Raw genomic sequence first — 20,122 nt, forward strand, 5'->3', positions numbered from 1 at the left:
ATTTACAGGCATAAAAGAAGCATCATAAATTTTTATGATAGAAATTTAAACAGACACTAAAAGGACTTGTATTTTTTCTTGTTTTAACTCTATAGTTAGAGCCTGTTTAAAATTTGTTCAATATATTTTCTATGCTTCTTTTATCGCATAAAAATCATTGGTCCATTTTACTTTTTGTATCGGTACAGTACCCAAAAACAAAATTTACAGGCATAAAAGAAGCATCATAAATTTTTATGATAGAAATTTAAACAGACGCTTAGAGCTTAAGATAATTTGTTTGTTGCTTCAGTGTTTGCGTTAACAAAATTCATTGATAATGGAAAATTTGGCCGAACAGTTCCGCCCCATTTATCAAATCTGGTTTCATTTTCGCGATAATCAGCTACATCGAAGAAAAGGCATTCTTCAAAATTAAATAAATAGTAAGATCTGTCTTTTAGAAAATAAAGCGTAAAGTAATAAGAGCCATCATTAAGAAAGTTGCCGGGGATGGTACATTCTCCTTCAATTATCCCTTCGTTATAGGAAAAGACAGGGGAAGGAATACCAAAAACGCACTCTCCGGCTACTGTAAAAAGCACTAAGTCAGTTGATAAATTGATTTGATTGCTAAAATTATAGAAGCGAAACTTTATAGTAAGGGCAGTACGAATGTCTATAGGTGCAAATGAATTTGGCAGATCTGGTATCAGTTCAACAGAAAGAACTTTTATAAACTCGTTGCCTGGTGCTTCTTTTAAGGTGTCAAATTTTTGCTTTAATTCTTTTTTCTGAAAAGTACTTAAATATTGATTGGCAACTTCATTAGCTTCACCTTGTGCGTATATAGATCCTTTATTAAGCCAAATGGCTTTTGAGCAAAGATTTCTTATCGCTTGTATATTATGACTGACAAATAAAATGGTACGGCCTTGCTTAGATGATACTTGTCCCATTTTGCCCATACATTTTTTTTGGAACTCTACATCGCCTACAGCCAGAACTTCATCAATAATCATAATGTCCGTTTCTAAATGTGCAGCAACGGCAAATGCCAAACGAACATACATGCCAGACGAATAACGTTTAACGGGCGTATCTATATAACGTTCTATACCGGCAAAATCCACGATTTCATCAAACTGCTTTGCAATCTCTTTTTTGCGCATACCAAGGATTGATCCGTTTAAATAAATGTTTTCTCTGCCGCTTAATTCGGGATGAAAACCTGTACCTACTTCCAGCAAACTTGCGATTTTACCTTTTACCTTGATACTTCCGGAAGTTGGAGACGTTACCCTGCTTATTAATTTTAACAAAGTGCTTTTCCCGGCGCCATTACCGCCAATAATACCAACTGCTTCGCCATGTTTAATCTCAAAACTTACGTCCTTTAAACTCCAAACTACATCGCTCTTTCCTCTAACGGTACGGTCATTAGTTTCTCCTACCGTTAAAAAAGGATCTTCCTTGCCACGTACTTTAGCCAGCCAGCGTTCCAAGTCCCGTGATAATGTACCGGTCCCAACTTCGCCTAAACGGTAGGCTTTTGAAATATTTTCAACTTTTATAACTGTATCCAAAATTTATATTTTAAGTAAATAGCTATAATAATAAAAACAACCTAATTATAGCCGTTTAATATCACGTTGTTTTAATATTAAAACAACTCTTTAATTTTTCATAATTGATAAATATTTTCAAATAAAATTTTGCAATATAATATAATGTTGTAATGTTTTTATTTATTTTCCATGCTTCTTTTGCCTGCATAAATGCTGCGGCTTTTTGAGTAGGGTACAATGTATTTGCTGTTACAGCACAAAGAATAGAATTGAATTTTAAAGCTTTTTTTTTAAGTTTTTTCCTATTCTCCGGAGGAAGGTAATTTTGAATAATATTTATCACTTTATTTAAATCCCGGGCATTTTGCCCGGTCAAATATGCTTGCTGGGTAATATTAACATCACCTGAAACCCGGTACGAAGCAAGACATTTTGGAGAATAGGCAAATGGGTAATGAGCAGCGATCCTGGTCCACATTTCCCAGTCTTCACCATAATGCACTGCAAAATAACTGCCTAAATGCTCGTAAACACTTCGCTTTACCACTATAGCTGGAGGCTGGATTAATTGCCGACTTGCTATTTTAAATAAAAAATCAGAAAGAATTCTTGTTTTATCAGATAAAATGGGAGGATCCATATCCGATAACTTATTGCTTTGCTTGTTGATATAAAAAAAGTTAGTAAAGGCAGCGCCAGCTTCAGGGTGAGTAGAAAACAAGCTTTCTATTTCCTGGTAATACCCTGCTTCCACCCGGTCATCTCCATGCAGCAAATGTACCCATTGCCCTTTTGCCCGGTTTAAACAGGTCTCAAAATTTCGTAAACTACCTCGGTTTCGATCCTGTCTAAAATACTTTATTCTCCCTTTTCCTACAGTTTCAACCAATGCTCCTACATCTCCGTCTGTACTCAAATCATCCACTACCTCTATCTGCATCAGTGCCTCTCCCGGGTCCTGCATAAGTACACTTCGTAAAGTCTCTTCTAAAAACACTATACAGTTATATACAGGTATCATTACCGACCATAATGGACGTATTTCTCCATTAACAAATAGAACCGGCAATATTATTGGTGGTACTTCAGGTATGCGGTCAGTCATTTTTAATTTGGATTCCTTACCTTTAATTGCTTGGTTTTGGTTTAATATTTCTTTCAACGCTAGAAATTGAAAAGATATAATACACGTTACTTTTGTATTGGGTTTAATGTTTGAATTGGTTTGGGCATTACTGGTAAGTTTGTATAGCATCAAAGCAAGCAATTCCAGATAGATCTTTTTCGGCAATACAATAAGAGTACTGATTAATTGTAATTTTATTTCCTCTTTCAATTTTAAACAGAAACGGTTTTACAGCCAAAGAATAATTTTAAAAGTTAATATTTAATACCATATTTATTTTTTGTAAAAGTAATAATTTAGGCCAGTTTAAGTAGATTCTTACAAGCGGCCTGTCTGATCTGGACTATCGTACAGTTATTATTGCGGCATTTTTACTAAAGGTTCGAATCCCTGCTTCCGCAAAAATTAAATCAACTTAAAAAGAAATTGTAAGGCCTGTAAATGTATTGTTTGCAGGCTTTTTTGTTGAAATAATTTAGGCTGAATATTTCTTAAAGTGCAATCCGATCAAGCTAAATCTTCTGCAAAAAATTATTAATTACCTCTCCCCATTAATAATTTCCAACAAAAAAACCATTTTTCCAATACTTCTTTTATCAGGCAAAAATTAATAAAACCGATAGTAACCCGACTAAACATTGTGCTGTCTGCAATGTTAATGCGATATAAAAACAAATTTACTTGCCTGCTCAATTACCAGTTTTAAAAGAAAGCGCCCGTTTGCGCTACTTTACGTTTTTTTATTTGTACGCGATGCAAGGAATTCCTGCGGGTTTTGCCTTAACGGCCATTGCAAACTTTTTGATTGGTAAAGGTGTAAACGCCCTCACCATTGGTTCTTTTGATGCCGTGATCGGTATCCCCTGGGTTTTCCAGTTTATCTGGGGCGCGTTGATTGACCGCTACCAGTTTTCGCTGATGGGCCACCGCAAGCATTGGATTGTTTTTTCGCAATTTGCGGCGTTGTTGGTTACGCTGAGCCTTTTGCTGGTCAAAAACCCGGTTAAAGAGCTGAACTATATCATGGTTGCTTTTTTTATCCACAGTATTTTTGCTTCCATTCAGGATGCCAGTGTGGATGCCACTGCCATCGCCATCGTTCCGGTTGACGAGCAGGGCCGCATCAATGCTTTTATGCGCTCCGGCTTGCTGCTTGGCGTAGCCGTTGGCGCGGCCGGTTTTTCTACTTTATTGCATTATTACGGTTTTTTTTATGCAGCCGCCGTTCAATCTTTATTGCTGCTGCTGTTTACGGTGCTTACTTACATCACCAAAATTGACCGTTCTGATAGTTACCGGCCATCTTTCAACCTAAAAACAAACGAAAACCCGCTGCAGCAAAAAACAGAAAACCCCGATTTAAAATGGCTTTTTAAACAGTTGTACAAAGGCATTGTGCTTAAAAACAGTTTAAAGGTTTTTGGTTTGATTGCCTTAGTTTACCTATGCCTCAGCATTTTTATCCGCTCGTTTTCTTTTCATCTGATCCATAATTTGCATTGGGACGATAACCAGCTTTCGGTTTTGCAAGGCACCTGGGGAAGCGCGGTTACCATTGCCGTTACTTTGGGCGGAGGGATTTTGGCCGACCGGATTGGCCCCGGAAAATTGCAGTTGCTGGTGGTGATCGCCATTTGTGCATTTTTTTTGGTGTTTGATAGCCTTGGTTTTTTATGGTTCCACCGAAGCGTAAGCACTGGCGGTGTTTTGCTGTACAGCCTAGCCGATCCTATTTTTAGTGTTGCCGCTATGCCGGTTTTGATGGCGCTTTGCCTGGCAAAGGTAGAAGGTTCGCAGTTTACTACGTATATGGCCATCGTAAATTTGTGCGATGTGATTGGTGCTTACGTTTCCGGTTGGGGGATGAGCGTTACTACGGCGCCAGTCATCGGTTTTATCTGCGGTGCCAGCTTATTGGTTGCCTTGGTTTTAAGCAGGGCAAGTTTCAATACTTCTTTTAAGGCAACAAAATTGGTAAGCGAATAACCAAAGCTTGTTTAAATTTTGTTTAGCTTGTTGTTTTATATGCTTCTTTTATGCGATAAATTTTGACAGGTTTTACTTTTGGCTAAAGCCAAACCTAAATTCTATTTATTTAGTCCACGGCTTAAAGACCGTGGCAACTAATCTTTAAAGAAGCAGCATTAAGCTGTAAAAACCAGTTACAGGTTATGGATCTGCAAGCACAAAAAATGTTAAAAGCAAGCGGCCAATTGCCACATCTTTCAAGCCGTAAACAGCATAAAAATTCAAATTTGGCTTTAGCCAAAACATCACTGAATCTAATTAAGCAGGCTATTGCTTTTTCACTCCAAAAACCACTTAAAACAAAAATGGGTTGCTTCAATAAAAGTTGAAGCAACCCATTGCTACGTCCTGTCCTTAATCTTTATAAAAAGACCAAAAGTAGTTCTAAGACTTACTTTTGCGGCGGTGTAGTTGTAGTACCTGTTCCAGTTGTGCCAGTGCCTGTTCCGGTAGTACCTGTTCCAGTAGTTCCGGTTGTGCCAGTACCTGTTCCGGTTGTACCCGTGCCAACTGTACCCGTTGTGCCTGTTCCGGTTCCAACTGTACCTGTTCCGGTTTGTCCGGTGCCCATGGTTCCAGTTCCGATTGTTCCGGTGGTGCCAGTTGTTCCGGTTCCAGTGGTGCCAGATCCAATTGTACCGGTGGTGCCAGTACCGGTTGTGCCGGTGCCAATAGTTCCGGTGGTGCCTGTCCCAACATTACCGGTTCCTGTGTTTGTGCCTCTGGTTGTCCTGCTTCTGCCGGCTCTGCCAGTGGTTGACCTGGTTTCGCTTTGTCTACCGGTTGTTGTAGAACCAGTTCCTATTGTTGTGCTAGTCCCGGTTGTTCCCATCGTTGTGCCAGCTCCGGTTGATGAACCTGCACCTGTACCAGTTGTTTGTGCGGTAGCATCCTGGACTATCCAGAAAAACAACGCCATTGTCATTATTAAACCTGCTTTTTTCATAATTGATTAAGTTTAGAAATTTATAAAATCTGTTAATGAACTGGTTTTAGAACGCCATAAATTCCGTTTTAGTTTTATTTATTTCCAAAAATGCCCCCAACGCAGGTTTTTTGAAACAGGTTTTGTACCAATAAACAGCATCTTTGGCACCAATTTTTATGGCATAAAAGAAGCATCCCGAATGCGCCGTCCATCAACAACAACCGCTTGAAATTTAAATACTTGCCTTGTTGTTGCTAATGGGTTTTTGGCAAAGTTTCGGCACCGCGTTTTTATAACTTCTTTTATGGCAAACCAATTGCTTAAAAATATATTTTTTATTGCTGTCCTTTTTTTGTTCCTGATTGTTTTGCCAGCATTTGATTCAAACCTTAACACTTGTCAATTTATGCGCCCTAAAAAAAGCATTGTTTTTTTAGTATTGCTGTTTGCCGCAAATGCTGCGTTTGCCTGTACCACCTGCAATAAAAAATTGCAGCAAGGCATTTTCGACAGCACTTTTTACCCCAACCTTTTTACCATGCTGCTGGCTTTTATCGTGCTGGGTTTGGTGGTTGCCGCGCTTTCGGTTTTAGCTTCGCGGAGGGAAAAGAAAAACCAGGCGTACCAGGTTCAAAAGCTGACGGCAGTTCCGCTGATCTCCGCAGCAACAACCTTAGGAATTGGTTTGGGCGGGTTTATAGACGGTATTTTTTTGCACCAGATTTTGCAATGGCACGAAATGCTGTCTAATAAAATCCCTCCCGTAACGCTGCTCAACAAAAGCGTGAACATGTTTTGGGACGGTATCTTCCATGCGTTTTGCCTTGTTGTAGTGCTGGTTGGCATCGTCTTTTTGTTCAAATTGTTTTTCAGGAAAGATGTCATCATCACCAAAAATGTTTTTTGGGGAAGCTTGGTTTTGGGCTGGGGCTTGTTTAATTTGATCGAAGGCCTGATAGACCACCAAATCTTGAAACTGCACAATGTGAGGGAAATTACGGCCAACGTTCCGCTGTGGAATTACGGGTTTTTGTTGTTTTCTGTATTGTTAATCGTTTTTGGTTTTATGCTAATAGCAAAAAGTACCGGAAAAAATATAAATAGCGTTACAGATTTGTAACTGTTTTTAGAGAAATTTCGAACAAATCCGGCAACAATCAATACATTTATCAAACCAATTAAAAACCTATGTTTTATAATAATTTACTTATTTGTACTGCTAAAAAATGCTTTTTGCTGTTTGTATTTATTGGTTTTGTAAATCTTAAAATTGGGTTTGCAACCGTTAAATCTTACAAAAAAGAAGCTGATGGCGTTAGTTTTGCTTTAGATAAAGGCCAGCTAAAAGTTAAAGTTTGCAAAGATGATATCATCGAAGTAAAGTTTACGGCTTTAAATAATTTCCCTGATTTCCAATCTTTAGTGGTAAACAATTCCTGGAAACAGGGCAGCAATTTTACAGTTAACGAAGCCGGCGGAAACGTAACCATCGCCACCAGCAAGTTAAAAGTAGTGGTAAACAAAGCATCAAACGCCATTACTTACACTGATTTAAGCGGAAATGTAATTACATCCGAAGACAAAACTTTGAATAAAAGCATGGACGCGGCAACCATTGCCGGTATCAATACTTACAACTGCACCACGCAATTTAACTCGTCGGCTGATGAAGCTTTGTTTGGTTTAGGATGCCATCCGCTGGATTCTTTGTCCATCAATTACAAAGGCCGCAACCAGGATATGGCCATTAAATATTTAACGGGTGCCATTCCGGTTTTGCTGTCTACTAAAGGTTTTGGGTTGATGTGGGACAATTATTCGGCTTCTAATTTCTACGGTGCGGAAGCCGGAAACACCAAGTTTAAATACGTTTCAGAAAGTGGTAAGCAAGTGGATTACTACTTCTTTTACGGCCCAAGTTTCGATCATATTATTGATTTGTACCGAACAGCAACCGGCAAAGCGCCGATGTTCCCGAAATGGTCTTTTGGTTTGTTCCAATCTCAGGACCGTTATATGAGCGAAAAGGAAATTTTATCGGTTAAAGATAATTATCGCAATAACCACATTCCGATAGATGCAATTGTGCAGGATTGGTATTACTGGGACCCGTTGCCCATTGGTTCGCATGTTATGAAACCGGAACGTTACCCAAACCCAAGAGCAATGGTGGAAGAACTGCACAAGGCAAACATGCACGCCATGATTTCCATCTGGCCGGTTTTTGGAAAAGGAACGCCCAATTACGATGCGCTTAACAAAAACGGTTTTTTAACTTCCATCACCTGGGACAATGTGGTTACCCACACTTTTGATACCTATTACGATGCGCACAACCCGAAAGCACGCGACATGTATTGGGAACAGGCGCGCGACAGCTTGGTTAAACGCTACGATTGGGATGCCTGGTGGATTGACCAGTGCGAACCGGACAACGGCGCTTTGCTGGATGAACGCCGGAAAGCAAATTTTTCGGTTGGAAAAGGCATTGATTACTTTAACACCTATTCCTTAGAACACTCGAAAGGTTTGTATAAAGGCTGGCGTAAAGATATGCCAAACAAGCGTGCCTTCTTTTTAATTCGGCAGTCTTTTGCCGGCGAGCAGCGCAATGCCGCAACTTTATGGTCGTCTGATATTACCTGTACGTTTGGTGCTTTTAAAATCCAGGTTCCGCAGGGGATTAATGCCTGCGCTTCCGGCATTCCTTACTGGACTTCCGATATCGGCGGTTATCATTTTAATTGGGGCGTTCCGGATTGGTCTAAACCGGAAAACCGCGAGTTGTTTACGCGCTGGTTTCAGTTCGGTGCCTTTTCTCCGATCTTTAGAATTCATGGAAAAGGTGAGCGCGCTTTATTTTCTAAAAACTGGGACAGCAACACGCGCAATATTTTGCTCAAGTATGATAACTTACGTTACCGCTTGCTGCCTTACATTTATTCGTTGGCCGGCCGCGTTACTTCCGAAAACTATACCATCATGCGTGCTTTAACTTTCGATTTTCAAAAAGATGCAAAAGTTTACAGCATCTCCGATCAATATATGTTTGGCCCGGCATTTCTGGTAAACCCCGTTACAGAGCAATTATTTACCGGTAAAAACGCTTCTTCTGGTAAAACAACGCGCCAGGTTTATTTGCCGGCCGCAACCAAATGGTATGATTTTTACACCGGGAAGCAATACACCGGCGGCCAAACGCTGGCTGCTGCTGCACCAATCGATATTATGCCTTTGTATGTGCGTGCAGGTTCGATTATTCCGATGGGGCCGGTGATGGAATATGCGACCCAAAAACCGGCGGACGTGATCGAATTGCGTGTTTATCCCGGCGCAAACGGCGAGTTTAAATTGTATGAAGATGAAAACGATACCTATAATTACGAAAAAGGCAATTCGGCTACCATCAACATCAATTGGAACGATAAAACACGCCAGCTAATCATTGCCGATACCAAAGGCAGTTTTCCCGGTATGCTTAAACAGCGCACTTTTAACGTGGTAATGGTTAACAGCAGTCATGGTTCTAACGTTGGTTCTGCGGATAAGATCGACAAAACTATAAAATACAGCGGCAAGGCTGTTGTAGTTAAATTGTAGTTTACCTGTTTCATCAAAAAGGACTTTTAATCTGTATTAAAAGTCCTTTTTAATTTAGAACGAATTTTTGTTGAGCGAAAAGATGTCATTCAAACCAAAACCTCATGATGTGTCCGTTATCATCAGTTTATTGTACAATCCACCGGCAAGGCGGGAATGGTTACGCTTAGGGCAACATCGCCCGGATTAAAACCTGCGGTGTTAAAAATAAAAGTAAACGAAGCGGCAGTGGCAGCGCATTTGTAGGTTTTAGGGACGATAAAAGAAGTATCTAAATTACACTGATTTCACGTTCTTATAAATGAACCGTTCAAACCGTACCGTAGGTGCAATCTGTTTATGAAATAGATGTAAAGCGAAAGGCCAAGCTCCCGTAAGAGCTTCCTATCGGCCAAAGGCAAAGTATTTACAGGAAGTACTTACCGGGGCTTGGGCAAAACCTAAGTTTTTCCTGTTTAATTTGATCGAAGGCCTGATAGACCACCAAATCTTGAAACTGCACAATGTGAGGGAAATTACGACCAACGTTCCGCTGTGGAATTACGGGTTTTTGTTGTTTTCTGTCTTTTTGATTGTTTTGGGAAGCGTGATGATCAGAAAAAATGCTTTGCCCCATGCAGTTGCGGCAGACTGAAAATATAGGCATAAAAACAGTATCGAAGGAATGCTTCTTTTACCACATAAAAATTGCCAACCGTAAAAACAAGTACCAATATTTTATTTAACCTATCAGTTGCCACAAATAGCAATACCTTAGCCGGATATTGCTAAACTTCGCTTGATGCTTAAAACCTTTGCCTTTTTAATTATATTGTTTGCCGCTTCTGGTTTGTACGCACAAAAAAAGTTTGTCATCAGCGGTAATGTCAAAGACGAAGCAACCGGCGAACAATTAATTGGCGCTTCCATCCGCATTCTGGAAATACCAAACAGCGGAACTTCCACCAATAACTACGGTTTTTATTCTATTAATGCACCTGAAGGCAACTACACGCTGCTGTTTACTTATATTGGTTATCAGTCTTTTGCACGAAAAATCTCGCTTCGTAAAAGCCAGACGGTCAATGTTTCCCTGTCCACAAAAACCAATTTACAAGAAGTGGTCGTCAGCGCCAACAAACCCAACAACGACCAGGTTACGTCGCCACAAATGGGTTTAGAAAAACTGAATATGGCTCAAATTAACCAGGTGCCTGTTTTGCTGGGCGAAAGGGACATTCTAAAAACCATCACGTTGCTGCCCGGCGTAAAATCATCCGGCGAAGGCAATACCGGCTTTTATGTTCGTGGCGGTGCTTCCGATCAAAACCTGATCTTGCTGGACGAAGCAACGGTTTACAACGCTTCGCACTTGTTCGGCTTTTTCTCCACTTTTAATTCTGATGCGATAAAAGATGTAAGCTTGTACAAAGGTGGAATGCCCGCAGAGTACGGCGGCCGTTTGTCTTCCGTTTTAGATGTGAAAATGAACGAAGGCAACAACCAGAATTTTACGGTGCAAGGCGGAATCGGACTGATTTCTTCGCGTTTAAAAATAGAAGGCCCACTGGTAAAAGATAAAGGCTCGTTCATGATCAGCGCACGGCGCACTTATGTTGATGTTTTTTTGAAAGCTTCTAAAGACACCACTTTGCAAGGAAGCATTTTGTACTTTTACGACCTCAACGCCAAAGCCAATTATCATTTTAACGATAAAAATGCCATTTACATTTCGGGTTATTTTGGCAAAGATGTTTTGGGCTTGAAAAACACTTTCGGCACAAACTGGGGAAATTCTACCGGGACTTTGCGCTTTAACCATTTGTTTACCAACCGCTTGTTTTCAAATACTTCGCTTGTGTACAGCAATTATAATTTTGCGGTCGAAAGTTTCAGTACCACCAACAGCTTTAAAGTTACCTCTCAAATTACGGATTTCAATTTAAAAGAAGACCTGCAATATTCTTTAAACAACAACCACACGCTCAAATTCGGGCTGAATGTTTTACACCACGCTATTTCTCCGGGCGATGTTACTGCTTCAGAGTCTTCTGGAATTAACAGTAAAAGTGTAGAAAAACGTTACGGTTTTGAAAACGCCGCTTATATAAGCGATGAATGGAAGGCAGGCGATAAGTTGACGGTTTTGTACGGGCTGCGTTTAAGCGGGATGTTTTTGCAAGGGCCCGGCACTTTCAAAACTTATGATGCCGCCGGCGATGCTTTAACTTCGCAAACTTATGGTTCGGGGGATGTGGTAAAATCATACTATAATCTGGAACCTCGTTTTTCGGCCAGTTATTTGCTAAATGAGGAAACTTCGCTCAAAGCTTCTTACAACCGTAACACACAGAATATCCATTTGTTAAGCAATTCAACCAGCAGTTCGCCTACAGATTTGTATGTGTTAAGCTCGAATAATATCAAGCCTGAAATTGCCGACCAGGTTTCTACCGGCTGGTTCAAAAATTTTAAAGAAAACCAGTACGAGTTTTCGGCCGAGGTGTATTACAAATGGCTGCAAAACCAAATTGATTATAAAAACGGCGCACAGTTGCGCATCAACCAGGATGTAGAATCGCAGTTAACATTTGGCTCGGGCAGGGCTTATGGTTTGGAGTTGTTTTTGAAGAAAAAGTACGGGCGTTTTAACGGTTGGGTTGGTTATACTTTATCGCGCACAGAAAGAAAATTTGACGCCATTAACAACGGCAATTACTTTCCGGCAAAGCAAGACCGTACACATGATCTTTCAATCGTTGGCATTTACAACCTCAATAAACGCTGGACATTTTCTGCCACTTTTATTTACGGCACCGGCAATGCCATCACTTATCCAACCGGAAAATACAACATTAACGGATTGACCACTTATTCTTATTCTGAACGCAACGGTTACCGTTTGCCGCCTACCAATCGTTTAGATGTTGGCGCTACACTGGAAGGCAAAGAGCATAAAAAATACCATTCGAGCTGGACTTTTGGCATTTATAATGTTTACGGCTACCATAACCCGTACATCATTACTTTCCGCGATAGCAAAACCGTTCCAAACACCACAGAAGCTTTAGAAACCAGTATTTTTTCTACCGCAATCCCTTCTATAACCTGGAATTTTAAATTTTAAATCTTATGAAAATCAAGAATTTAAGTTTCGGCACAATGTTAATGATGCTTCTTTTACCGGCAATAATTTCGTGCCAAAAGGTAATTGATTTGAAACTGAAAGATGCTTCCGGACAAATAGTGATCGAGGCAAACGTTGACAACAACAACACATCCATTGTTAAGCTAAGCCAAAATGTATCCTTCACCAGCGTCAATACTTATCCGCCGGTAAGCGGTGCAACGGTAACCATCAGCGATCAATCCGGTAAAAGTTATACGTTAACAGAAGGGATTGCAGGCAACTATTCGTCAAGCCAGTTGCAAGGCACCAGCCTGAACACGTATAACTTAACGGTGCAAACAGGTGGTAAAACTTACACGGGCCGTTCTACTATGCCGCCAGCCATTGCTTTAGATACCATTACCGCAAAAAACGACGAGTTTAACAACGGCAACAACCAAAAGGAAATTACCGTTTCGTACTCCGACCCGGCGGGCATCAAAAACCAGTACCTTTTTTTAATGTATGTAAACGGCGTGCAGGTAAAAGGAATTTTTGTTTACAATGATGACCTGACAGACGGCAAACACGTAAGCAGGCCGTTGCGGCAGGATGATATTGATATTTATCCAGGCGATATGGTAAAAGTAGAGATGCAATGCATTGATAAAGCCAATTACACTTACTGGTTCGCTTTGCAGCAGCAGCAACAAAACGGGCCGGGGGGCGGCGTTACGCCATCCAACCCGCCAAGCAATTTATCCAACAATGCTTTGGGCTATTTTAGCGCGCATACCACGCAAACCAAAACGATTAGAGTGCAGTAATAATTGGAGCAAGTTCACCAATTTTATGCCGGTAAAAGAAGCATTTCGTTAGTCATCCTGAATTTATTTCAGGATCCCCTCAGGATAAAACAACAAGCCGATTTTGCAGGATGCCGAAACATGTCGGCATAACAACAACCTAAAGCACTGATTTTTAAGTGGTAAAAGAAGCATATAAATCTTATCAAAAAAAATTAATAAAGCTTTAACAAATATTTAACTAAAATAATTTGCGTAAACTAAAAAATTAATAATACCTTGTTTTCCTAAACCTAAAGGATGAAAACACTTGTACTTGTATTGATTTTTTTAGGGGCCGGTAATTTTTTGCTTGCCCAAAACACAGGTTCTGTTAAAGGTATAATTGCCGATACGGCCTCCAATATCAAACTAATCCACGCCTCGGTTGCGGTATTAAATGCAAAAGATTCTACTTTGGTCAAGTTTACACGTGCGAACGAAAACGGCGAGTTTACGATTGGCAACCTTAAAAAAGGAAAGTTTATTTTATTGGTTACGTACCCGGCATATGCGGATTATGTAGAGCGGTTTCAGTTGGATTCTGTAAAAAAAGAACAAAATGTTGGCCGCATCAGTATGCTGCTTAAAGAAAGGCTGCTAAAAGAAGTATTGATAAAAGGTACGGCTGCCGCTATTAAAATTAAAGGCGATACCACAGAATTTAATGCCGCCGCTTTTACAATTCAGCCCAACTCTAAAGTAGAAGATTTGCTGAAGCAGTTGCCCGGAATCCAGGTGGACAAAGACGGAAAAATTACCGCACAAGGGCAAACCGTAAACAAAGTTTTGGTAGATGGCGAAGAGTTTTTTGGCGACGACCCAACTTTGGTTACCAAAAATATCCGCGGCGATATGGTGGACAAGGTGCAGCTTTACGATAAAAAAAGCGACCAGGCCACATTTACCGGTATTGATGACGGCGTGAAAAACAAAACCATCAACATCAAGCTAAAAGAAGACAAAAAGAACGGCTATTTTGGAAAGGTTTCGGCCGGCGTCGGGACGGACGGTTATTACGAAGGCCAGGCCATGTTCAATAAGTTTAAAGCCAAGCAAAAACTTTCGGCCTATGGCACCTTGGCCAATACCGGCAAAACAGGTTTAGGCTGGGAAGACAACAGCAAATACGCTTCTTCTAACAACGTAGAATTTACGGATGGCGGCGGCATTATGATTAGCGGCGGCGGCCGGGACGAGCTGGAATCTTTTGACGGAAGGTATAACAACCGCGGCATACCCGTGGCCAGGACAGGTGGTTTGCATTACGATACCAAGTGGAACAATGATAAAGAATCCATCAATGCCAATTACAAAATTGGCTCTTTGGGCGTTACTGGCACCGATAACAGTATTAACCAAAACAATTTGCCGTCGGGCGTACAAAGCAGCAATGCAAACCACAGCTTTGACAATTATATGTTTAGGCAAAAGGTGGATGCTATTTATCAGATTAAATTGGACACGGCTTCTAACTTGAAAATAACTGCAGACGGAACGGCAAAAAACAACCGGAGCAACAATGTTTACCAATCCACAAGTTACGCTGGCTTTGATACATTGTTAAACCGCAGCAACCGGAGTTTGACCAACAATGGCAACGAGAACATATTTAACGCAACCGCTTTTTATACCCACAAATTTAAAAAGGTTGGACGTTCGTTTTCTTTAAACCTTAGCGGTTCTTATGATGAAAACGAAACAAAAGGTTACCTCAATTCCGACATCCGTTTTTATAACAGGGCAACTGGTGGCTTGGATAGTACGCAATTGATCAACCAGTACAAAACCAGCCATATTTTAAGTACAATTGTAAATTCCAACATCACTTATTCCGAACCTTTTACCAAAGCATTTTCGGTTATTTTAAACTACGGGCTGGGTTTAAACAATGGCAGTGCCGACCGTAAATCATTTGATCAAACTACGGTAGGAGAGTACACTGCTTTAAATACAGTTTTGAGCAACAATTACAAACTAAACCAATTGAGCAACCAGTTTGGTGCAATTTTTAACTATAAAAAAGGCAAAGCAATTTTAAACTTTGGCACCAGGGCTACCGATGTGAAGTTTGAACAAATAAACGAATATACCGATGCCAAGTTTAACCGAAATTTTTTAAATTGGAGCCCGCAGGCTTCTTATCAGTACAAGTTTTCGCAGCAAAAATCTTTACGGTTGAGTTATAATGGTAATACTACACAGCCAACTATTGATCAGATCCAGCCTGTTTTGGTCAACACCGATCCTTTAAACTTATTTTTGGGCAATCCAGATTTGCGGCCTTCTTTTACCAACAGCTTTAATTTAAATTACAATTCTTATAAAATTTTAAGCGAACAATACATTTATATAGGTGGAGGTTACAACTTAATAAGCAATGCAATTGTGAACAATACAACAACTAATGCAAACGGGAAAACAACTTACCAGTCATCCAATCTTGTTGGTAATAGCCCGGCCAACTTTTATCTGTATTCCAATTTTAGCCGAAAGATTAAAATGCTGGATTTTAATGTGGGTATAAACATCAATGCAAACGGCAACACTTCTTACAATTATACCAATAGTGTTTTAAACAAAACAAATTCTTACACTTATCGAGGTGCTTTAAACTTGCAGAAGTACAAACAGAAAAAGTTTCAAATATACTTCGATTTTGGCCCAACTTATACCATCAGTGGTTCATCCTTGCAGCCCAATATCAACAATAATGGTTTTGGTTTAAACGGATATAGTTCTTTCAGGATATATCTTCCGCACAAAATTGAATTTGGTTATGACGGGAATTACCAGTACCAAGCAAAAACGCAATCTTTTAACCAAAGTTTTGAAAGGTTGATCATCAACCCAACGATCAGCAAAAAATTCTTAAAAACAGATAACCTCAACTTGTCTGTTACGGTTAATGACCTGCTTAACCAAAATGTTGGTTTTAACCGCAGTGCTTATGCCGGCAACATTTCACAACAAACTTATACTACTATCCGCAGATATTTTATGTTTTCTATAAGTTATGATTTTAACAAAATGGGCGGTGTAAAAGCAACAAAATAATTATGAAAAAACTAAGCTTGTTGATATTAATCACCATACTGTTTTTACCAGGTAAAAACTTGTATGCACAATACACACATTTTTCTACCAATGGCATTATCGAATTTGATAAAAGTGTAAACATGTTTGCGCTTATCAAAAAAAGCATTAACAAAGACAACGAAAGCTTTATGCAGCAGGCTTTTGACAGTTATAAAAAGAACAAACCACAATTTAAGGTATTTAAAAGCACACTTAGTTTTTCTAAAGACAAAACGATGTTTACACCTTTGGAAAATGCGGAAAGCGGCTCGAACACTTATTTTGATGAGAACCCGATGGCCGAACAGAACAATGTTACTTATACCGATTTGTCTGCCAACCGGATCATCAGCCAGAAAAAAGTATTTGAACAAACCTTTCTTTTGAAAGACAGCACGCGCAAAATCAACTGGAAAATCACCAGTGAAACACGCCAAATTGCAGGTTACAATTGCCGCCGCGCCAATGCTTTAATTTTGGATTCTGTTTATGTGGTGGCTTTTTATACCGATGAAATTATGGTTCCAGGCGGCCCCGAGTTGTTTTCCGGCCTGCCGGGAATGATTTTAGGCGTGGCCATTCCACACGAAAACATCAGTTGGTTTGCCACCAAAGTTACCGATACAACTGTTCCGGCTAAAGCATTGTCGCCGCCAACCAAAGGCAAAGCGGTAAATGATAAAGAGCTGCGAGCAACCTTGCAATCGGCTTTAAAAGATTGGGGCAATTATAAACAAATTGCGATGAAGGCTTTTTTGTTGTGATTGATACAACTTCATCCATGCTGTTTTTATGCCACTAAAATTACTTTGTTTTGATACCGGTAGCAGAACAATAATTGTTTCCCTTCTGTTTAAAATTCAACATAAACAGAAAATACCATGAGTGCATCTTTTAAAGAAACGTTTACCATTGGTGGCGATTTGATCGTAAACCGTTTAGGCTACGGTGCCATGCGCGTTACCGGCGAAGGAATTTGGGGGCCGCCAAAAGATAAAGCCGAAGCCATCCGTGTGTTGCAAAGGGCGGTAGAATTGGGCGTCAATTTTATTGATACGGCCGATAGTTATGGGCCGTATGTTTCGGAAGAGTTAATTGCCGAAGCGCTGCATCCCTACAAAAACGGGTTGGTAATTGCAACCAAAGGCGGCTTAACCCGGACCGGGCCTAACCAATGGCCGATCAATTCGCACCCGGATCATTTAAAAGAAGCGTTGGAAGGCAGTTTGAAACGCTTGAAACTGGAGCAGATAGATTTGTACCAATTGCACCGCATTGACCCAAATGTGCCTTTTGAAGATTCGCTGGCGTTTTTGAAAAAAGCACAGCAGGAAGGCAAAATTAAGCACATTGGCTTATCGGAAGTGAGCGTTGCCGACATTAAAAAAGCGCAGCAATTTGTTGAAATTGTTTCGATACAAAATATGTACAGCGTGGACAACCGCAAGTGGGAAGCCGAACTACAGTTTTGTGCCGAGAACAACATCGCCTTTATTCCCTGGTTCCCGCTGAACGGCGGCAACGAAGAAGGCATGAAAAAGATGGACGAGCTGGCGCAAAAAAAGAATGCCACTGTTCATCAAATTGCGCTGAGTTGGCTGTTGCACCATTCGCCAAATATTTTGTTGATCCCGGGAACTTCGAGCGTAAAGCATTTGGAAGAAAACATGAAAGCGGCTTCTGTCGAATTAACAGCAGCAGATATGGAAGAACTGGAAAGTTTATCAGCAGTTCAATAAAAATTAATGCAACGCTATATAAATTTACACTAAGCCAAATATTTTGGCTAATCTAATTTTATTTCAATTTATCTAAATAAACCATTATTGAGTAGCCCGCGGATTACTTTTGGATATTTTTTTGATTTAATTGGGAAACATTTCTACGTAAATTGCGTAGATTTGATGACCTTTTAAATTTACCTAAAATGAGAACCACATTAGCAATTGCCAGAAAATTAAAATCAACGGCTAAACGAAGTTCCTTCTATAATTTATTTGTCGGCATTGGCTCGTTAATTAATGTTATTCCAGCACATTTTGATACTTATTCCAATATCCCCAGCGATGATTATTCTATAAAATCTCACTGGCAAAATGTAGGCAATTATCTAAATTCTGCTATGAAAGAAACGAAGGTCAAATAATAAGTGCCCACAAATGGATGAATCAATAAATCCTGAAAACAAAGCCTCCTCTGATGAACAATCACAGGAGGCTTTGAAAGTTATACAAGCCGTTGAAATAATCAATCCAAAGCTATTTCAAAGACTAAACCGAGAAGAAGTACAAGAAATTGTAAAAGGTGTAATCAGCATAACTCAAGTAAAAAGTCATTCTGGTCCATTGCCAGATCCAGAGGATATAATTAAATATGACAGCGTTATCCCTAACGGCGCTGACAGAATGATGGTTATGGCAGAGAAAAGCCAACTTATGGCCGAAAAAGAACAAGATTTTAAACATAGACGAGTAGAAAATCTTGATAAAAGAAAATTGAACCAATCGGGTCTTGGCCAAATATTTGGATTTATAATTTCTGTTTTAGTAATTGGTGGGGGTATCTATCTATTATCTATTGGTCAAAGTATTGCTGGTTTTGCTGCAATTATCACACCGATTGCAGGGATTATTGCCGCATTTGTTTATACAAAAAATTCTGAATTAAAAGATTAAAACTTAAAATGCTTCTTTTAGCACACTAAATATTATGTGCTAAAAGAAGCATTTTGGTTGTTATCAATTTTAAATTTTTTGCCGGATAAACATTTATTCTTCACTATATCGGTCATTCCGCCAGGGATAAGCCGTGTTAGAGTAACCGCGTTCTTCCCAAAAACCAGGTTTATCCGCTGTTAAAAACTGAATCCTTTTTATCCATTTAGAACCTTTCCAAGCATACAATTGTGGCGTAACCATGCGTACCGGTCCGCCGTGTTCTTTTGCCAAAGGTTGTCCTTCAAAAGTATGCACCAGCAAAACATCCGGTTTTAAAGCTTCTTCTAAAGACAAATTTGTGGTGTACGTATCGTAGCCGTAGCACAAAATATGCGTGGCCGTTTCTTTCGGCTGAACCAATGCGGCCAAATCGAGCAGGCTAACGCCTTTCCAGTGCATGTTCAACTTGGACCAAGTTGTAACGCAATGAAAATCAGAAGTATCTTTGGTTTGCGGCATCGCCATAAATTCTTTCCAGGTCAGGCGGATGGGGTTTTCCACTTCGCCATCAATGGTTAACCGCCAGCGTTCCAAGGGAATATTTGGCTGATAGCCCAGATCCAAAACCGGCCATTTTACGGTTGCCGTTTGCCCAATCGGGATTTCGGGCATGCCGTGCCGGTTGATTTTGCCCGAACCTTTTGGCGCATCATCGGCTGCAGATGGTGTCAGCTTCATTTTTTCTTCAAAACGGGCTTTCAGTTTCATCCTTGTTTCGATGATGCGGTTCAGTTTTTCCGGTTCTTCCATTGCAAATAGCTTAGGCTTAATCCTAAAATTAATGCGATAAAAACAGTATCTTAATAAGCAGCCAACTCTTGGTTTTTAGCTTTCGTCCCGGATAAAATTGCTGCAAAAATTTGGTACGAATGCAGCTTGGCTTCATGCTCAAAAATGTGTGAAGTTGCCATTACTTCATCCACTTGCGTTTGTGCGATAAAGGCTTGCATTTCTTGTTCAATTTTTTCCGGCCCGCCAATGAAGGCATATTTCAGCATTTGTTGTACCGCTTCTTTCTCGTAAATATTCCAAATCTGGTCAATGTTTTCAACGGGCGGTTGCAAAAGGCTTCGCTTTCCGGTAATTATCCCTAAAAAAGCTTGCTGTAGTGTAGTTGCCAGTTTTGCAGCTTCCTGGTTGGTGTCCGCAGCAACTACGTTGACAC

At 40.1% G+C, this 20,122-nt stretch carries 16 protein-coding genes and 1 pseudogene; 12 read left to right on the forward strand and 5 right to left on the reverse strand.

Annotation, left to right across the window (positions count from 1 at the left end):
- Positions 1-266: 266 nt before the first annotated feature.
- Together Q0192_RS13645 and Q0192_RS13650 are read right to left on the reverse strand one after the other, a co-directional pair.
- Entirely contained in the window at positions 267-1,565 is a 1,299-nt protein-coding gene (locus Q0192_RS13645; protein ID WP_299290048.1) for a polysaccharide ABC transporter ATP-binding protein, read from the reverse strand.
- Between the two features lie 61 nt (positions 1,566-1,626).
- A complete protein-coding gene (locus Q0192_RS13650; protein ID WP_299290049.1) occupies positions 1,627-2,883 on the reverse strand; it encodes a glycosyltransferase in 1,257 nt (418 codons plus the stop codon).
- 471 nt (positions 2,884-3,354) lie between these two features.
- Between Q0192_RS13650 and Q0192_RS13655 the strand changes: the two genes are divergently transcribed.
- On the forward strand, positions 3,355-4,659 hold the full coding sequence (locus Q0192_RS13655; RefSeq protein ID WP_299290050.1) for an MFS transporter: 1,305 nt from the start codon (positions 3,355-3,357) through the stop codon (positions 4,657-4,659).
- A 185-nt stretch (positions 4,660-4,844) separates the two neighbouring features.
- Positions 4,845-5,030: a hypothetical protein gene (locus Q0192_RS13660; protein WP_299290051.1), complete on the forward strand. Its 186-nt coding sequence runs from the start codon at positions 4,845-4,847 to the stop codon at positions 5,028-5,030.
- Positions 5,031-5,092: 62 nt separating this feature from the next.
- On the opposite strand, the gene Q0192_RS13665 is transcribed toward Q0192_RS13660, so the two are convergent.
- Entirely contained in the window at positions 5,093-5,647 is a 555-nt protein-coding gene (locus tag Q0192_RS13665) for a hypothetical protein (protein ID WP_299290052.1), read from the reverse strand.
- A 388-nt stretch (positions 5,648-6,035) separates the two neighbouring features.
- Between Q0192_RS13665 and Q0192_RS13670 the strand changes: the two genes are divergently transcribed.
- The 10 genes from Q0192_RS13670 to Q0192_RS13715 all read left to right on the forward strand — a co-directional run bounded on the left by Q0192_RS13670 (position 6,036) and on the right by Q0192_RS13715 (position 18,915).
- On the forward strand, positions 6,036-6,749 hold the full coding sequence (locus Q0192_RS13670) for a DUF2243 domain-containing protein (RefSeq protein WP_299290053.1): 714 nt from the start codon (positions 6,036-6,038) through the stop codon (positions 6,747-6,749).
- 113 nt (positions 6,750-6,862) lie between these two features.
- The gene (locus Q0192_RS13675; RefSeq protein ID WP_299290054.1) at positions 6,863-9,229 is read left to right on the forward strand and encodes a glycoside hydrolase family 31 protein; all 2,367 of its coding nucleotides are present in this window, start codon (positions 6,863-6,865) and stop codon (positions 9,227-9,229) included.
- Between the two features lie 451 nt (positions 9,230-9,680).
- Positions 9,681-9,863 (forward strand): DUF2243 domain-containing protein, encoded by a 183-nt coding sequence (locus tag Q0192_RS13680; RefSeq protein WP_366518199.1) that lies wholly within the window; start codon positions 9,681-9,683, stop codon positions 9,861-9,863.
- A 147-nt stretch (positions 9,864-10,010) separates the two neighbouring features.
- Positions 10,011-12,335 (forward strand): TonB-dependent receptor, encoded by a 2,325-nt coding sequence (locus Q0192_RS13685; protein WP_299290056.1) that lies wholly within the window; start codon positions 10,011-10,013, stop codon positions 12,333-12,335.
- Positions 12,336-12,340: 5 nt separating this feature from the next.
- Positions 12,341-13,144, forward strand: a complete 804-nt coding sequence (locus Q0192_RS13690; protein ID WP_299290057.1) for a DUF4249 domain-containing protein — start codon at positions 12,341-12,343, stop codon at positions 13,142-13,144.
- A 279-nt stretch (positions 13,145-13,423) separates the two neighbouring features.
- On the forward strand, positions 13,424-16,219 hold the full coding sequence (locus tag Q0192_RS13695; RefSeq protein WP_299290058.1) for an outer membrane beta-barrel family protein: 2,796 nt from the start codon (positions 13,424-13,426) through the stop codon (positions 16,217-16,219).
- Positions 16,220-16,221: 2 nt separating this feature from the next.
- The gene (locus tag Q0192_RS13700; RefSeq protein WP_299290059.1) at positions 16,222-17,004 is read left to right on the forward strand and encodes a GLPGLI family protein; all 783 of its coding nucleotides are present in this window, start codon (positions 16,222-16,224) and stop codon (positions 17,002-17,004) included.
- A 117-nt stretch (positions 17,005-17,121) separates the two neighbouring features.
- Entirely contained in the window at positions 17,122-17,979 is an 858-nt protein-coding gene (locus Q0192_RS13705; RefSeq protein WP_299290060.1) for an aldo/keto reductase, read from the forward strand.
- A gap of 188 nt (positions 17,980-18,167) precedes the next feature.
- Positions 18,168-18,386, forward strand: a complete 219-nt coding sequence (locus tag Q0192_RS13710) for a hypothetical protein (RefSeq protein ID WP_299290061.1) — start codon at positions 18,168-18,170, stop codon at positions 18,384-18,386.
- 13 nt (positions 18,387-18,399) lie between these two features.
- Complete coding sequence (locus Q0192_RS13715; RefSeq protein WP_299290062.1) at positions 18,400-18,915, forward strand: DUF2335 domain-containing protein; 516 nt, start codon at positions 18,400-18,402, stop codon at positions 18,913-18,915.
- 93 nt (positions 18,916-19,008) lie between these two features.
- On the opposite strand, the gene Q0192_RS13720 is transcribed toward Q0192_RS13715, so the two are convergent.
- A complete protein-coding gene (locus tag Q0192_RS13720) occupies positions 19,009-19,707 on the reverse strand; it encodes a sulfite oxidase-like oxidoreductase (protein ID WP_299290063.1) in 699 nt (232 codons plus the stop codon).
- Between the two features lie 50 nt (positions 19,708-19,757).
- Positions 19,758-20,122, reverse strand: a pseudogene (locus Q0192_RS13725) (LLM class flavin-dependent oxidoreductase); the annotation flags it as partial.

Origin of the sequence: uncultured Mucilaginibacter sp., assembly GCF_937859865.1 — a bacterium.
Taxonomy (GTDB): domain Bacteria; phylum Bacteroidota; class Bacteroidia; order Sphingobacteriales; family Sphingobacteriaceae; genus Mucilaginibacter_A.

What these genes read in the sequence shown, in the direction of transcription:
- Q0192_RS13660 (WP_299290051.1), top strand. Translation starts at nt 4,845, where the DNA reads ATGGATCTGCAAGCACAAAAAATGTTAAAAGCAAGCGGCCAATTGCCA.
- Q0192_RS13665 (WP_299290052.1), bottom strand. Translation starts at nt 5,647, where the DNA reads ATGAAAAAAGCAGGTTTAATAATGACAATGGCGTTGTTTTTCTGGATA.
- Q0192_RS13670 (WP_299290053.1), top strand. Translation starts at nt 6,036, where the DNA reads ATGCGCCCTAAAAAAAGCATTGTTTTTTTAGTATTGCTGTTTGCCGCA.
- Q0192_RS13685 (WP_299290056.1), top strand. Translation starts at nt 10,011, where the DNA reads ATGCTTAAAACCTTTGCCTTTTTAATTATATTGTTTGCCGCTTCTGGT.
- Q0192_RS13690 (WP_299290057.1), top strand. Translation starts at nt 12,341, where the DNA reads ATGAAAATCAAGAATTTAAGTTTCGGCACAATGTTAATGATGCTTCTT.
- Q0192_RS13695 (WP_299290058.1), top strand. Translation starts at nt 13,424, where the DNA reads ATGAAAACACTTGTACTTGTATTGATTTTTTTAGGGGCCGGTAATTTT.
- Q0192_RS13700 (WP_299290059.1), top strand. Translation starts at nt 16,222, where the DNA reads ATGAAAAAACTAAGCTTGTTGATATTAATCACCATACTGTTTTTACCA.
- Q0192_RS13705 (WP_299290060.1), top strand. Translation starts at nt 17,122, where the DNA reads ATGAGTGCATCTTTTAAAGAAACGTTTACCATTGGTGGCGATTTGATC.
- Q0192_RS13710 (WP_299290061.1), top strand. Translation starts at nt 18,168, where the DNA reads ATGAGAACCACATTAGCAATTGCCAGAAAATTAAAATCAACGGCTAAA.
- Q0192_RS13715 (WP_299290062.1), top strand. Translation starts at nt 18,400, where the DNA reads ATGGATGAATCAATAAATCCTGAAAACAAAGCCTCCTCTGATGAACAA.
- Q0192_RS13720 (WP_299290063.1), bottom strand. Translation starts at nt 19,707, where the DNA reads ATGGAAGAACCGGAAAAACTGAACCGCATCATCGAAACAAGGATGAAA.